The organism is Bacillus sp. EA-CB0995, from assembly GCF_055814245.1.
In genome coordinates this window covers 687,634-702,724 of sequence record NZ_CP169269.1, presented here as the reverse complement: position 1 = coordinate 702,724, position 15,091 = coordinate 687,634, and the positions used below count along the sequence as shown (strand labels likewise).

Below are 15,091 nucleotides of genomic sequence, written 5' to 3'. Positions count from 1 at the left end.
TCAATTTATATTGTTTTTTAGTAATTCGTCATGTATTCTCTTTAAGGAAGAATAAAAATGTTTAATCTTTTTTACTGCTTGAAACTGTTATATTAATTCTTTTGTTCTATATTTTTGTCTTTGATAGTACATAAAGAAAAGGAGATTATTTAACTATATGGACCTACAAATTCACTCAGTCATCCAGCAACAAATTCAACATCATTCAGATCAAACTACAATCCACTTTCAACTTGAAGAACTTGATGAATTAACAGACACAAAGTTAAAGTCAACAACATTGTCTGTTGCTATAAACAAAGACATTCTCCAGTTTCAAGTGATAAAGCAAACCGGAATAAACAGTACGAATACATATCGCAAAACATATGTCATTCCTGTAAAAGCATTTCACTACATTCTCGTATCAACACAAGAAGATTCAGGACAAATGAATGCTAATATACAGGTATTTGGACATCACGGTGAGTTTCTCTTAAACGAAAAACTCTCTTTACAACATATAGATAATATTCGCACAAATAGTTCAGAATTCCCAGACTTTTTTGCAACATTAAATGAAAGCGTAACTAAATACATAAATGAATATAATCCATCTATTTAAGCTTATATGATATTTTATTGAAATAATAAAATTCTAACTATTTTTATTATAATATATTTAGAGACAGAAAAACACTTCATTTTTTTTGAGAAGTGTTTTTTTATTTTTTCAAACAAGGTGCGCAGCATTATAGAACATATATCTTAATCAAACGTTTAATTAGTATTATAAAATCGAACATACCTCTTAAACAAACGTTTGATTAAGACCACAAAATCGAACGTACGTCTTAATCAAACATTTATTTAATGGCAATTCTCTCTTATTGAAAATGCAAATGAGCTATATCTTAATTTCAGAATATATTATAGTAAAAACACTTTAATGAAAATCGATAGCTCATTTATATTTTTCTATTATAATTTTTCATCAGTGCGGGGGTCTTACTGCCCGCGAATAGCGGGATAAACTCGAACATACCTCTTAAACAAACTTTTGTTTACTGACAGCTTCTCTTTATCAAAAATACAAATGAATAATATCGTCACCTTACAATATGATGTAGTGAAAACGCTTTAATGAAAATTAATAGCTCATTTACATTTTTTCTATTTATAATTTCTCAAGTTTCATCTCATTACATTAGAAATAGGAGAACCGCTATGGAGAATAATCAACGTTCATCCTTTCTTCCATTATGTTATATATTGCTACTCATACTTGTAAGCTTTCTTTATGACGAGCTCAATCAATCAACAGTAGGTGCTGTGAATGTAACAACAAAAATAGACGCATGGATTCCTTTTACAAAAGAATTTATCGTTCCATACTTACTTTGGTTTCCCTATCTATACGGTGCTCTAATTTATTACTGCTTTGCTGACCGAAAGCTCTACTATGTTACATTAAGTAGTGTTATATTAGGTGACCTTCTTTCTTTTAGCATTTATTATATGTGGCAAACAACGGTAACACGTCCTGAAGTGATTGGCAATGATGTGTTTGCTAATTTAGTTCGCTTTATTTACAGTATCGATCAACCTGTAAATTGTTTTCCTAGCATTCACGTGCTCACAACATTTGTCATTATGATTACAGCATATAAGAGAAAAAAGCAAAACAAATGGGAATATGGTCTATTAACATTTGTTGGCGTACTCATTATTTTATCTACTTTGTTTACAAAACAGCACGCCTTTATAGATGTAATAACAGGCATCGTAGTAGCAAGCTTTCTTTATGCTGCTATGCAATCTGTATTTGAATTACGTAAACAAAAGGTTAAAGCCCCTGCTGGATGATCGTATAATCTATGAAAACAAAAGCAGACTGCGGCTTCTTCAGTCTGCTTTTATCTATGTAAGAAGAGATTTTCAAATTGGTATATTATAGTCTCTAAGATTGTGGTACAGTCATGTCGCCAGGTTTAATGCGACCTGCTTTTTTCAAAATCATATACAGTATATAAGAAACAGCTACTGGAATTATGATATAAGTAATTACCATCGCTGGAACAACACTCAATCCTTTGCTTGAAATTAAGTTAATTGGTGCGATTAAAGAACTAAGTCCAAGACCCGCAATTTCTTTCCCCGCTGTCATTTGGAATACAAGCGCCGATACAGGACCTACAATTGCACTGGCGACAACAGTTGGTACAAGAATCATCGGGTTCTTAGTAATATTCGGAAGCTGTACTTTCGGTGTACAAAGGGCTTGTGCTAAAATACCACCTAAATTATTTTCTTTCGCAGAGATAACAGCGAATCCGATAAATTGAGCGACGCATCCTGCAAGGGCAGCACCGCCTGCCACTCCGTCTAGGCTAAGTGCAATTGCTAGCGCCGCTGATGACGCTGGAGAAATTAATAACAATCCCCAAACAACCGCAAGTACAACAGAAGCGATAAATGGGCTGCCAGCTGAGCTATCTTTAATAAATGCTCCAACTGCATTTAAGACTGGGCTAATATTTTGAGATAACCAAATACCTACTAAACCTGAACCTAATATTGCGGCAAACGGAACAAGCATCATATCTACAGCAGTTTTTCCGCTTAATCGTTTACCGATATAAACTGCTAGTGTTGCTGTTAATAACGCACCGATTGGTTCACCAGTTTTAATCATCAAACCGGCTGCAGTAATCGAAATTGATCCAGCTCCAATCGTTCCTGCAACCATCGCTGAGAAAATGACAAGTCCATTTGCTCCGAGCATAAAAGCAATTCCTGCTCCAATTGCTGGCGCCATAAGTGATTTCGCAACAACTCCGATTGTAATTAACATAGGAATATCAGCAATTCTTCCTATATTTTCGATGAGCAAACCAATTCCAAGAGATACGAAAATACCTTGTGCAATTCCTGCAGATCCTTTGAATATACGAGGCATGATATATTCCTTCATCTGTTTCACCTTCTTCTAGTTTAGTAACCGATTGTTTTCATGTAGTCGCGTAAAATGTCATTTGATTTTGCAAATCGGCTTTCTTCAGCTTCTGTTAAGTTCAGTTCAACAAGTTCTTTTATACCATCTCTTGTAATGATAGCTGGTACACCTGTGGAAATTTCATACTCACCATATTCACCGTCTAAAACGGCTGATACAGCAATAATACAGTGATCATCATTAAAAATAGAACGTGCAATATAAGCTAACGCATTCCCAATACCGTAATAAGTAGTTCCTTTCCGTCTATAAATTTCCCAACCAGCTTTTGCTGTTTTTTCCACAACTTCATCTAAATCAATTTCACCTAGACGCTCTTTTTGCTCCTCTAAAATTTGCAAGACAGGCTTTCCACCTACTGTTACATGTGACCAAGCAACCATTTGTGAATCGCCATGCTCACCTAATGAGTAACCGTGAATGCTACGAGGATCAACTTCCAGCATTTCAGATAAAATTGTTCTTAAACGAGAAGAATCTAATGATGTCCCAGTACCAAGGACGCGATTTCTTGGCAAACCTGATAATTTCCAAACTTGATAAGTAATAATATCAACTGGGTTTGATGCGATTAGGAAGATGCCATCAAATCCGCTCTCCATTACACTTGGTACGATACTCTTCATAATTTTCGCACTTGCCTCTAAAGTATCAAGGCGACTTTGACCTGGCTTTGGAGCAGGTCCCGCTGTAATAATAACAATATCCATATCTTTGCAGTCTTCATAGGTTCCTGCATATACTTTTGTTCTTGTATTTGTAAAATTAATGCAGTGTGATAAATCCATTGCTTCGCCAACTGCTCGTTCATGATTGAGATCAATTAACGCTAATTCTTCACAGATTCCTTGATTCACAATAGAATACGCACAGCTTGATCCAACTAATCCAGTACCAATAATCGCAATCTTTCTTGTGTTTCTATTCATGACAATCTCACCTGCTTCTTAGTGTAATTTTCTTTGTGCTGTGTTCTTTACACTTTTTATTATAGAAGTTTTTACCATGGAAACCATGTACATTTTGTGAAATATATCACAAATAATATGGACGTTTTATGTCCCCTTGCACATAATTTCGACAAAGTCACGAACATTTTACTTTCACAAAAAAAACAGGTAACGTCTCGGTTACGTCACCCGTTTTAAAAAATTCTCTTTTCTTATTGCGCACTTAGTTGATTCTTCAACTGCTGAACAATCGTTGGATTAGCAGGAGCTGCTGGTTGATAATAATTCTTTTGCTTTGCGAATTGATACAGATTACGTTGACGCATTTCGTCTTGATTACGAATTTGAATTAACGTTTGATATAATTGATCGTTATTCGTTTGAGCAATGTAATTCGCATAGCCTGTTAAACTTGCATTTAATTCAGCTAAATAATCATTTACCATATCTTTTTCATTCATGTTCTTTACACTCCTATCCTAGAAAAGACATTAATTGTTGCTTCGTATTTTGTGCATCTTGCACATCTTTTTGCAGCATCTGCTTCAACTGCGGATCCGTACATGACTGTGCATACTCTTGTAATTTGTTAATAACTGTTGCATGCCCGCCAATAAGATGACGTAAATTCTCCACTTCAAGCTCGTTTAAATTTTGCATCTAACAGCCTTCCTTTCTTTGTTCATTCAACATTTAGTATCTATTTATTTTTGAATTGTATGCACTAAAAAACCTTAGAATTGCTTCTAAGGTTTCCTCTCATTTATCCCGCATTAACGGGCAGTAAGACCCCCACCTCAAGATTGAGAGAGAAGCGAGGAAGATAGGTGGGGGATAACTGCCCGTAAAAGCCCGATTGGTTCAACTAACCATCAGTGAAAAAAGCGTCACTGATGGAAGTTTCACTTTATACTCAGGCCGCAAAACCAAATACATCTGTAATTAACGAAAGAATTAATAACACAACTACTACACCGCCGGCTACTCTTGCTATAGATTTCTTTTGTTGCTCTACACTCGAAACAACAAATCGGAAATATAATATACCACCTAATGCAATAAGAATACATTCCAATGCAATGCTTATAACTGGAAATCTCCATAGCTCAAAACCCAGCAAAGGAAAGTCTCCGAAATTCCCAGGAAGTAACGGCAAATCAGCACGATGCACAAGTAAATCAAGGATCCAATGACTAAAAACTACCGCTCCAATAACAAAGCCACTTCGTCTTCCCCAAAACTTCATACCCACTATTCCTGCAAAAAAGGCAATACACAGTGCTCCTATTAAAGAATGTGAATAATCCGCATGAATCACAACTTCACCATAACCATTACCACCAATAGGTACCATTGTCTCTACTCCTAAAACATAAAGCGGCACAAAGATCACGTCCAATAATTGTGTGCTTAACATGAGAGCCCAAAGCGGTATTTTCGGTGACTTTGCTTTCACTGCTGCAGCTAAGCCAAAATGTCCTGCAAACATTTCACTTCACATCCTTTTGCACTTTCATCTCTAACAAGCCGTAACCTACTGTAAAAAGAAGCATGAACAGCAAAAAATTCATGGTTTCTCTCTCCTTCTTTATTCTTTCATTACATGCAGTCCCTTAATAAACGTTTCCAGTAATAAATGTAAACTTGTATCTAAATCCAGCGGCAACCCAAATCCACCTTGCTGTTCAATCGACGAAAATCCGTGACAAATACTTCTTAGTCCACGCGTCGCATGAAGTGCTTTTTCACCTTCTAAACCATAGTGTTGTAAAACATGAAGGCAAAGCTCTACAGTTCCATCACCTGCTTGTTGCACTTCTTCATCTCGTAAAAAAGTTGCTTCATACAATCCAGGATGTTTTCGGACAAACGACACGTACGCTTCTCCTAATGCATGAATTGCTTCATCCATGCTTTTACCCTCTACCGCCTCTTTCAGCGCCTCATGCAGCTGCTCTATTCCGTAAACACCAAGGTTTTTTCGTACGTCTTGTAACCCTTTCACATGATTATATAGAGAGGGGGAACGTATTCCCAGCCTTTGCGATAATGACGCTAATGTTACTTCTTGTATTCCATTTGTATCTGCGATTTCTGCCGCTGTGTCTACAATTTTCTGTAATGTAAGTCCGATTCTCGGTGACATAAATTAACCCTCTTTCATACTTTCTACATTCCGCTTTGCTTCCTCAATGGCACTGTCTATTGCAGCGCCTGGATCCTTTATCATTTTCCCATGCCCTGCCGCAAGTAAGGAAGGCTCATATTCTCTTAGCTTCTCTGCACTCTGTAATGCTACTTCTTTACTCCACGTTGCCATTGCAGGAAACGGAAACCAAAATTTCATTTGTCCCGAAACAGCCATGCCTCCTCTTGTTTGAAATGCATCACCAACAATAAGGGCGTTATTTCGCGTATCAAGAAATGACATAGAACCTGGTGTATGTCCCGGTGTCATGATTGCAAGAAGCGAACCAATTCGATCTCCATCTTCTAATAAAACATCCGGTCTCGTTTTCACTTTTTTAGGCACACCGCCTTTTATTGGCGTATTTGGTTCATCTCTTTGTAATGTCGTATCCCCTTCTAACAAACGCGCATCCCGCTTAGAAATATAAACAGGAACATCAGGAAGTACTTCCTTTAATGCATCTAACGCACCAACGTGATCATCATGTGCATGTGTTAATACAATATTAGTAATCGACTTTCCGATTTTTTGAGCTGCTTGTAAAATGCCTTTTGCGCTATATGGCAGCGCCGCATCAATTAAAGTTAAACCGTCTTCTTCCTCCACAAAGTAACAATTCACAGGAAACACTCTTGGCAAAAATGACAATTGATATACCGTTTTCTCATGCATCATTCTCATATTTCCAGCTCCCCTTTAAAAACTAATGGTGTTAGTTTTATTATACTAATGGTATTAGTTTTTGTCACTGAAAATTCCATTTTTGGGCAAAAAAAGGCAGGAGTCGCTCTAAACGACTCCTGCTTTTTACATATTAAACTGTATAACGCTCATCCTCTAACACTTTCGCCGCAATTTCACGTTTCTTCGGAATTACGTTAAGCGGTGTGTGACGAGTGAATTTACGAAGCGCAGATAACATCATGCGCAGCATATCGCCATTTTCTACAGCGATAATTGTTTCTTTCGCATCTGCTTCGATTTGATTAAACGCTTCTTGGCAGAATACTTCAGTGTATAGAACTTTTTGTTTGTTTTTCTCAAGGCCAGTTGTTTTAATTGCTTTTTCTGTACGAAGAACTACTGATTCCATTGCGTATAGGTTGCTTACAATATCAGCGATATTCACAAGAACTTCTTGTTCTTTATCTAAAGCTTTACCATACTTTTGAACAGCTAATCCAGCTACCATTAAGCCGATTTTCTTCGCATTCTTCACTAAATGTTTTTGCAGTGCTAATGGCTCATCGCCTACTTCTTCCGGCATCATCATCATTAATTCTTCTTGTAGTTTTTGTGCTTTTTCGAGAAGTGGTAATTCACCTTTCATTGCTTTACGCAGGAACGTACCTGGTACGATTAAGCGGTTAATTTCATTCGTACCTTCGAAAATACGGTTAATACGAGAATCGCGGTACATTCTTTCAATCTCGTACTCTGCCATAAATCCGTAACCACCATGAATTTGAACACCTTCATCTACTACGTAATCTAATACTTCAGAACCAAATACTTTATTTAAAGAACACTCAATTGCATATTCAGCGATAGAAGCTGCTACAGCTTTACCGTCTTTTACTTCTTCTTCTGATAATGTACTCATACGGCTTTCAAATAAACCAACTGTACGATATACAGAGCTTTCCGCTGCATAAATTTTCGCTGCCATATTTGCAAGCTTCTCTTGAATTAATGGGAAGCGAGCAATTGGCTGCTTAAACTGCTGACGTTGATTTGCATATTGTGCTGAAATTTCTAAAGCACGTTTAGCCGAACCAACTGTACCAACACCTAATTTATAACGGCCGATATTTAAAATGTTAAATGCGATTACGTGACCTTTCCCAATTTCACCAAGCACATTTTCTTTTGGCACTAATGCGTCTTCTAAAATTAACGTACGAGTAGAAGAACATTTAATACCCATTTTCTTTTCTTCCGGGCTTGTGGATACGCCAGCGTATTCTCTCTCTACGATAAACGCCGTGAAATGTTCGCCATCTACTTTTGCGTATACAATGAATACGTCAGCGAAAGCGGAGTTTGTAATCCACTGTTTTTCACCGTTTAATACATAGTGTGTACCTTCCGCATTTAAACGAGCCGTTGTTTTTGCTCCTAATGCATCAGATCCAGATCCTGGCTCAGTTAATGCGTACGCAGCTAGCTTTTCGCCTGTTGCTAATGCAGGAAGATATTGTTTCTTTTGCTCCTCGTTACCAAATAATACGATTGGCAACGATCCAATCCCTACGTGAGCACCGTGCGTAATCGCAAAGCCGCCCGCGCGCGAGAATTTCTCTGCAATTAACGCAGAGCTAACTTTATCAAGGCCAATACCGCCGTACTCTTCTGGTACATCAGCACCTAATAATCCAAGCTCACCTGCTTCTTTTAATAAACGAACAGAACGATCAAACTCATGCTGCTCTAAATATTCAAGCTCTGGCAGTACTTCATTTACGATAAAGTCCTCTGTCGTTTTCGCGATCATTTTATGCTCATCTGTATAATCTTCAGGTGTAAACACTTGATCAATTGTAAAATCATCAACTAAAAAGCTGCCACCTTTTACTGCACTTCCTACTATTTTTTCCATAAAAATTTCCTCCTTCATATTTTCATAGGCTGCTTCTCTTGTTGTGAGAGAAGCTAGCCCCTCTTTGTTTGTTTTCATACCCTTTAGTCGCTTCCATTTTGAAATGTTATCTATTTATAGTGATTTCGCTTTTACAATAATTCAAACACTCCAGCAGCACCCATTCCGCCACCAATACACATTGTCACGATACCAAACTGCTCATTACGGCGCTTCATTTCATGAATAAGAGATAATGTTAGTTTCGATCCTGTACAGCCAAGCGGATGTCCAAGTGCAATCGCACCGCCGTTTACGTTTACTTTTTCTTCATCTAGTCCAAGTTCGCGAATAACTTGAATCGATTGAGAAGCGAATGCTTCATTTAGTTCAAATAAGCCGATATCAGATAGTTCTAAGCCTGCTAATTTTAACGCTTTCGGAATCGCTGCAATTGGACCGATTCCCATTACTTCTGGCGGTACACCAGCTACTGCGAAGGAGCGGAATTTTGCAAGCGGCTTTAGTCCGTCGCTTACTGCTTTTTCACGATCCATCAGTAGTACTGCTGCTGCGCCGTCGCTCAGCTGCGAAGAATTGCCAGCTGTTACTGAACCGCGCACGTTAAATGCTGGTCGTAGTTTCCCAAGCACATCTAACGTCGTATCTGCTCTTACACCTTCATCTTGTGAGAACACAATTGTTTCTTCTTGTAACTTGTTATTTGCCGAAACAGTGCGAAGTGTTACATCCACCGGTACTGTTTCACCCACAAACTTTCCTTCCGCTAATGCTTTTGCTGCACGCTGATGGCTTCTTACTGCAAATGCATCTTGCTCTTCACGGGAAATTCCATATTTCACTGCTACTTGCTCCGCTGTATGTCCCATGCTCATATAATATTCTGGAGCTGCTTCAACAAGACGGTTGTTCGGGCGAACAACGTGTCCCATCATCGGCACTAAACTCATAGATTCAGCGCCGCCAGATAATACTGCTTCTGAATGACCAAGCATAATACGCTCTGCACCGTAAGCGATACTTTGCAGTCCAGAAGAACAGTAACGGTTAATTGTAATAGCTGGAACATTATAAGAAAGTCCTGCTAATCCACCGATATTACGCGCCATATTTAAACCTTGTTCTGCTTCTGGCGTCGCACAGCCAAAAATTAAATCATCAATTGGACCATCATAGTTATTCGCACGTTTTAATGTTTCTTTTACAACCAATGCCCCTAAATCATCGGGACGTACTGTTTTTAATGATCCTCTCTTCGCTTTCCCAACTGGCGTTCTTGCCCCTGCAACAATAACAGCTTCTCTCATGAACACTCGTCCTCCTTAGTTACGTAATGGTTTTCCTTTTACAAGCATGTGCTGCATTCTTGCTTGTGATTTCATTTCGCTCACTAAACTGATAAATGCTTCGCGTTCCACATCTAATAAATATTGCTCATCAACTTCTGTTCCATATGGGACTTTTCCGCCAGCAATGACGTATGCGAGTTTTTTCGCAATGTGCAGGTCATATTCGGAAATATAGCCAGATAAGTGCATTGCTTCTACCCCAAGTACGAGCGTTCCATATCCTGTTTCACCGACAACTGGAATCTTTTTACGAATTGGTGCTTTATAGCCCGCTTCATATAAAGCAAGTGCCTTTTGTTTTGCATCATATAGTAAGTGATCGCCATTGACGCTAATACCATCTTTATCGCCTAAGAAGTTATGAGAAGCTGCTTCTTGTGCAGATCTTGAAACTTTCGCCATCGCTACTGTTTCGAACACTTTGTTTGCAACTTTTTGCAGATCAAATTCAACACCATTTGCCATTTTGTTCAAATGTTTAATGTATAACTCTTTGTTGCCGCCTCCGCCAGGAATTAAACCAACACCAACTTCTACTAATCCCATGTACGTTTCACTAGACGCTTGAATGCTAGCTGCCGGTAAGCAAACCTCTGTACCGCCGCCAAGTGTCATCCCATAAGGCGCTGCCACGACTGGTTTTGAGCAGTACTTCATTTTCATCATTGCATCTTGGAAGTTTTTCACGACCCACTCAATTTCAAAATAATTGTCATCTTGCGCTTCCATTAAAATCATCGCAAGGTTCGCACCGACGCAGAAATTCTTCGATTGGTTTCCAATGACAAGTCCTTTATAATTCTTCTCAACTTCATCGACAGCGTAATTAATCATTTGCGTAATATCCATACCGATTGCGTTGCTCTTTGAATGGAATTCTAAGCAAAGGATGCCATCGCCTAAATCAATAAGGCTCGCACCGCTATTTTTCTTCAGTACGCCATTTTTCTCTTTCAGTTGTTTTAGAGAAATTGCCTTTTTATTACGAACGATTTGTTTATATTCACCGTTATCATAGTAATAGCTCTCACCATTATCATGTTTATAGAACGATGTAATGCCTTTCTCGATCATTTCTTTTACCCAAGCTGGAACAACTTGACCGTCTTCCTCCATTTTCTGAACGGACTTCTCAACGCCAATTGCATCCCAAATTTCAAATGGTCCTTGCTCCCAGCCAAAGCCCCACTTCATTGCATTATCAATTGCAACAATATCATCAGCAATTTCTTTCATAAGCTTTGCTGAATATAGCAGAGTTGGCGTAATAATGTTCCATAACAATTCGCCAGCGCGGTCTTTTGCGTATACAAGCGCTTTCAATTTGTTTGCTAATCCTTTTTCCTGTTTACTTAATTCAACAGAAGCCGCGTTCAGATTTTTACGAGCCTCGTATTCCATCGTTTCAGGATTTAACTCTAAAATCTCTTTTCCTTGTTTTAAGAAGAAGCCTTGACCTGTCTTACTTCCAAGCCATTTTCGTTCTAACATGTCGTGCATGAAAGCTGGCACTTTGAAGACTTCACGCTCTTCTTCTTGTACGTTTTCATATACGTTATTTGCAACGTGAACAAACGTATCTAATCCGACAACATCTAATGTGCGGAACGTTGCACTTTTCGGACGGCCAATTAACGGACCTGTTACTGAATCTACTTCGCCAATGCTATAACCGCGTTTTAGCATTTCTTGCAGCGTTACAAGCAATCCATACGTACCGATGCGGTTTCCAATAAAGTTTGGTGTGTCTTTTGCAACAACAACACCTTTTCCAAGTACATCTTCGCCAAATAATTTCATGAAGTCTAACACATGAGGAGCCGTTTCTTTGGTCGGTATAATCTCAAGAAGTTTTAAATAACGTGGAGGGTTAAAAAAGTGCGTTCCCAAGAAGTGTTTTTTGAAATCGTCTGAACGCCCTTCTACCATTTTTTCAACGGAAATACCCGATGTATTTGAGCTAACAATAGAACCTAACTTGCGAACAGCGTCTATTTTCTCAAATACTTTCTTTTTAATTTCCAAATTTTCAACAACAACTTCGATAATCCAATCAACGTCAGCAAGGCGTTCCATATCATCTTCCATATTGCCAGCTTCAATTAACGTTAAGTTTTCTTTCATTGTAAGAGGAGCTGGTTTTTGCTTTAACAATTTTTGCAGCGCTCCGCTACTGAAACGATTTCGTACACTTTTATGTTCTAATGTAAGTCCCTTCGCTTCTTCCTCTTTTGTAAGCGTTGGCGGTACAATATCAAGCAATAATGTCGGTATACCGATGTTAGCTAAATGCGCAGCAATTCCAGAACCCATTACACCAGAACCAAGAACTGCAGCCTTTTTAATTTGGAACATCCAATTCTCCCCCTTATTCTTGAATGAATGCTCATTCAATTTTTCGACAAACGTCGCAATCTATGAATGAGCCTCTACTAATAAATATATGATATTGTTTAAATTTTCGCAATATATTTAAAGATAAAATTTTCTGAACTTATTTCTTTTTTATATTTTGGGCATGATATGTAGTGAACTTCCTTTCTTAAAACACTTTCTCCTAAAAAGGTTAGTTACACTTTAAAAATCCAGAAATTTGATCACACGGAGGCATAACTTATGGCTAAAATTAAGAAAAACCCATCAAAAGCAGGTATTAGTTCTACAAGCGTAACAGGAAATGCTGGTCCAGTTGATCGCGGCATCGAAAAAGGCCGACAAGGAAACAATCAGCAATATAAAAAACAAAACATGGGTGAAAAATAAGAGTACAACTATAGGCAGCGAACGTGGCATAATGAAAAATAGGCTATATCGCTGCCTATTCCATACATAAAAGAGGGTACAGAATGAAACGAACGATTACACTACTTGTTATTACTGCTACATTATTTATTGCGATGATCTTTTCCTTATATGCGCACAGACAAAAAGTAGCCAGGGCTGCCCAGCCTGATATATACGGAAAGTACGGCGTGACAATTGATGCAAATACAGGAGAAGTTTTATATGGAAAACGTGAACATGAACGCTCCTACCCAGCAAGTGTAACGAAAATGATGACTGCTCTTCTTCTACTAGAAAATGTAAAAGAAGATGAAGAAATTACCGTTACAGAACATGCAATAAAAACAGAAAGCCAAAGTAAAAAAATTACACTACATGCTGGAGAAAAGCTAAAGCGCGATGAGGCATTAAAGTTGATGCTGGTTATTAGCGCCGATCCAATCGCTGAATCGATCGCAGAACATATCGCCGGTTCCAAAGAAAAATTCGCAAAAATGATGAATGAACGAGCAAAACAGCTCGGGGCGACACATACAACGTTTAAAAATGCAAGCGGGGCTGATGCGCTTGGAAATAAAATTTCACCATATGATTTAGCACTTATTACAAAAGAAGTATTAAAGTATCCAGAAGTCTTACAGGATATGAATACCATTCATACAACTATACATACATCCATGCAAACGAAAAAAATCGCAAACTATGGACGTGAAGAATTGTACGCTGATTCACATGCGATTGGAAGTAAAAGTGGTCTTTCTACATTAGCAGAATATACAGTCGTCACAATAGATGAGAAAGACGGGAAAAGGGTTATTACCGTTGTCCTCTCTTCTGGCCGCAAAACACTGTACCCTGATACAAAAAAGATGGCGGACTATGCTTTTGAACAATTAAAATAACCAAGGAAGTTTATACTTCCTTGGTTATTTTTTAATCATTCCTTTTAATACGAATGCTACGTTAGCTGGACGTTCTGCTAAGCGACGCATGAAGTAGCCGTACCAGTCGTTTCCATATGGTACATACACGCGCATTTTATATCCTTCTTTCACAAGCTCAAGTTGACGCTCTGTACGAATGCCGAATAACATTTGGAATTCAAACTGATCACGAGAAATGTTGTATTCTTCAGCAAGTTTTTTTGTATATTCAATAATTGCATCATCATGTGAAGCGATTGCTGTATAATTACCATTTAATAAGTGCGTTCTAATAATCTTTTTATAATTATCATCTACATCTTTCTTCTCTGGGAATGCAACTTCTTCAGACTCTTTATACGCCCCTTTTACAAGACGTAAATTTGGATGATACGCATTCAAATCATCTATATCTTTCTCTGTTCGATATAAATACGCTTGAATTACTGTACCAACATTATCATATTCTTCTCTTAATTTCATGAAGATATCAATTGTTTTTCCGCAACGTGAATAATCTTCCATATCAATTGTTACAAACACACCGTTTTCTTTCGCTGCATCTAAAATACGGCGCATATTGTTCATAACTAAATTTTCTGAGATATCTAAACCCATAGAAGTCATTTTTAATGAAAGCTGAGAATCTAGCTTTTCGCGACCAATTGCACGAATCGCTTCAATCGATTCATCCGCCATTTCATTTGCCTCTGCTTCGTTATCAACAAATTCCCCTAAATAGTCGATCGTAACACAAAGGTTTTGTTTGTTTAAATCTTTAATTGCAGCTACTGCTAAATCAATTGTTTCCCCCGCAACAAAGCGTCCTGCTCCAAAACGTAAACCGTATTTTTTCGCTAGTTTTGTCATCGCTTTATTTTTTGATAAAAACAAGAAAGAGTTACGCATTAATTGTTCCATGTATTTCACCCCTATGACTGTACTTTGTCTGTTTTTTACCCCTCTTCTAAATTATATCATTGTTTAAAATTATTTGATACAAATAATTATTTAGATAATTAACATAATAATACAAGAATGTATGTATAATTGAATTTTAAAAGGAAAAATACGAAATGAAATTTTTTCGACATACAGAAATTTCAGGGGTGTGGGTAACAATATAGTAAAATGCCTTCTTCGAAAAATAATTTCGACAAATGTTTTTTAACATCTTCTCCTCTCTATAAACACTTCTTTCATTTCATATAAAAAATGGCATACAGATAAACAAACATTATATAAAAATAACTCATATGCATATTCATCAAAAAGAAGAAAAGACCACTTATACAAGTAG

At 37.7% G+C, this 15,091-nt stretch carries 15 protein-coding genes; 4 read left to right on the top strand and 11 right to left on the bottom strand.

Going from position 1 to position 15,091, the window contains the following annotated elements; all coding sequences use genetic code 11:
* Positions 1–157 precede the first annotated feature (157 nt).
* Together ACEWFJ_RS03660 and ACEWFJ_RS03655 are read left to right on the top strand one after the other, a co-directional pair.
* Positions 158–604: a DUF3978 family protein gene (locus ACEWFJ_RS03660; RefSeq protein WP_473690480.1), complete on the top strand. Its 447-nt coding sequence runs from the start codon at positions 158–160 to the stop codon at positions 602–604.
* A 602-nt stretch (positions 605–1,206) separates the two neighbouring features.
* Entirely contained in the window at positions 1,207–1,845 is a 639-nt protein-coding gene (locus ACEWFJ_RS03655) for a phosphatase PAP2 family protein (protein ID WP_473690478.1), read from the top strand.
* Positions 1,846–1,939: 94 nt separating this feature from the next.
* Here ACEWFJ_RS03655 and ACEWFJ_RS03650 read toward each other — a convergent pair whose 3' ends face one another.
* The 10 genes from ACEWFJ_RS03650 to ACEWFJ_RS03605 all read right to left on the bottom strand — a co-directional run bounded on the left by ACEWFJ_RS03650 (position 1,940) and on the right by ACEWFJ_RS03605 (position 12,439).
* Positions 1,940–2,953: a PTS sugar transporter subunit IIC gene (locus tag ACEWFJ_RS03650; RefSeq protein ID WP_473690476.1), complete on the bottom strand. Its 1,014-nt coding sequence runs from the start codon at positions 2,951–2,953 to the stop codon at positions 1,940–1,942.
* 20 nt (positions 2,954–2,973) lie between these two features.
* Positions 2,974–3,924, bottom strand: coding sequence for an L-lactate dehydrogenase (locus ACEWFJ_RS03645; RefSeq protein WP_473690474.1), 951 nt, complete (start codon positions 3,922–3,924; stop codon positions 2,974–2,976).
* A gap of 233 nt (positions 3,925–4,157) precedes the next feature.
* Complete coding sequence (locus ACEWFJ_RS03640; protein ID WP_098308863.1) at positions 4,158–4,406, bottom strand: spore coat protein; 249 nt, start codon at positions 4,404–4,406, stop codon at positions 4,158–4,160.
* 13 nt (positions 4,407–4,419) lie between these two features.
* A complete protein-coding gene (locus ACEWFJ_RS03635) occupies positions 4,420–4,605 on the bottom strand; it encodes a hypothetical protein (protein ID WP_429706869.1) in 186 nt (61 codons plus the stop codon).
* A 253-nt stretch (positions 4,606–4,858) separates the two neighbouring features.
* On the bottom strand, positions 4,859–5,434 hold the full coding sequence (locus ACEWFJ_RS03630; RefSeq protein ID WP_473690472.1) for a permease: 576 nt from the start codon (positions 5,432–5,434) through the stop codon (positions 4,859–4,861).
* Positions 5,435–5,533: 99 nt separating this feature from the next.
* Positions 5,534–6,091 (bottom strand): TetR/AcrR family transcriptional regulator, encoded by a 558-nt coding sequence (locus ACEWFJ_RS03625; protein WP_473690470.1) that lies wholly within the window; start codon positions 6,089–6,091, stop codon positions 5,534–5,536.
* Between the two features lie 3 nt (positions 6,092–6,094).
* The gene (locus ACEWFJ_RS03620; protein WP_473690468.1) at positions 6,095–6,817 is read right to left on the bottom strand and encodes an MBL fold metallo-hydrolase; all 723 of its coding nucleotides are present in this window, start codon (positions 6,815–6,817) and stop codon (positions 6,095–6,097) included.
* Positions 6,818–6,950: 133 nt separating this feature from the next.
* Entirely contained in the window at positions 6,951–8,735 is a 1,785-nt protein-coding gene (locus tag ACEWFJ_RS03615; protein WP_473690466.1) for an acyl-CoA dehydrogenase family protein, read from the bottom strand.
* Between the two features lie 131 nt (positions 8,736–8,866).
* Positions 8,867–10,042: an acetyl-CoA C-acetyltransferase gene (locus tag ACEWFJ_RS03610; protein ID WP_473690464.1), complete on the bottom strand. Its 1,176-nt coding sequence runs from the start codon at positions 10,040–10,042 to the stop codon at positions 8,867–8,869.
* 15 nt (positions 10,043–10,057) lie between these two features.
* A complete protein-coding gene (locus ACEWFJ_RS03605) occupies positions 10,058–12,439 on the bottom strand; it encodes a 3-hydroxyacyl-CoA dehydrogenase/enoyl-CoA hydratase family protein (protein WP_473690462.1) in 2,382 nt (793 codons plus the stop codon).
* A 261-nt stretch (positions 12,440–12,700) separates the two neighbouring features.
* Between ACEWFJ_RS03605 and ACEWFJ_RS03600 the strand changes: the two genes are divergently transcribed.
* Both ACEWFJ_RS03600 and ACEWFJ_RS03595 read left to right on the top strand, forming a co-directional pair.
* A complete protein-coding gene (locus ACEWFJ_RS03600; RefSeq protein WP_090916082.1) occupies positions 12,701–12,847 on the top strand; it encodes a YuzL family protein in 147 nt (48 codons plus the stop codon).
* Positions 12,848–12,930: 83 nt separating this feature from the next.
* Entirely contained in the window at positions 12,931–13,770 is an 840-nt protein-coding gene (locus tag ACEWFJ_RS03595) for a D-alanyl-D-alanine carboxypeptidase family protein (protein WP_473690460.1), read from the top strand.
* A 24-nt stretch (positions 13,771–13,794) separates the two neighbouring features.
* Here ACEWFJ_RS03595 and ACEWFJ_RS03590 read toward each other — a convergent pair whose 3' ends face one another.
* Positions 13,795–14,712 (bottom strand): proline dehydrogenase family protein, encoded by a 918-nt coding sequence (locus tag ACEWFJ_RS03590; RefSeq protein WP_429706883.1) that lies wholly within the window; start codon positions 14,710–14,712, stop codon positions 13,795–13,797.
* Positions 14,713–15,091: the final 379 nt, after the last annotated feature.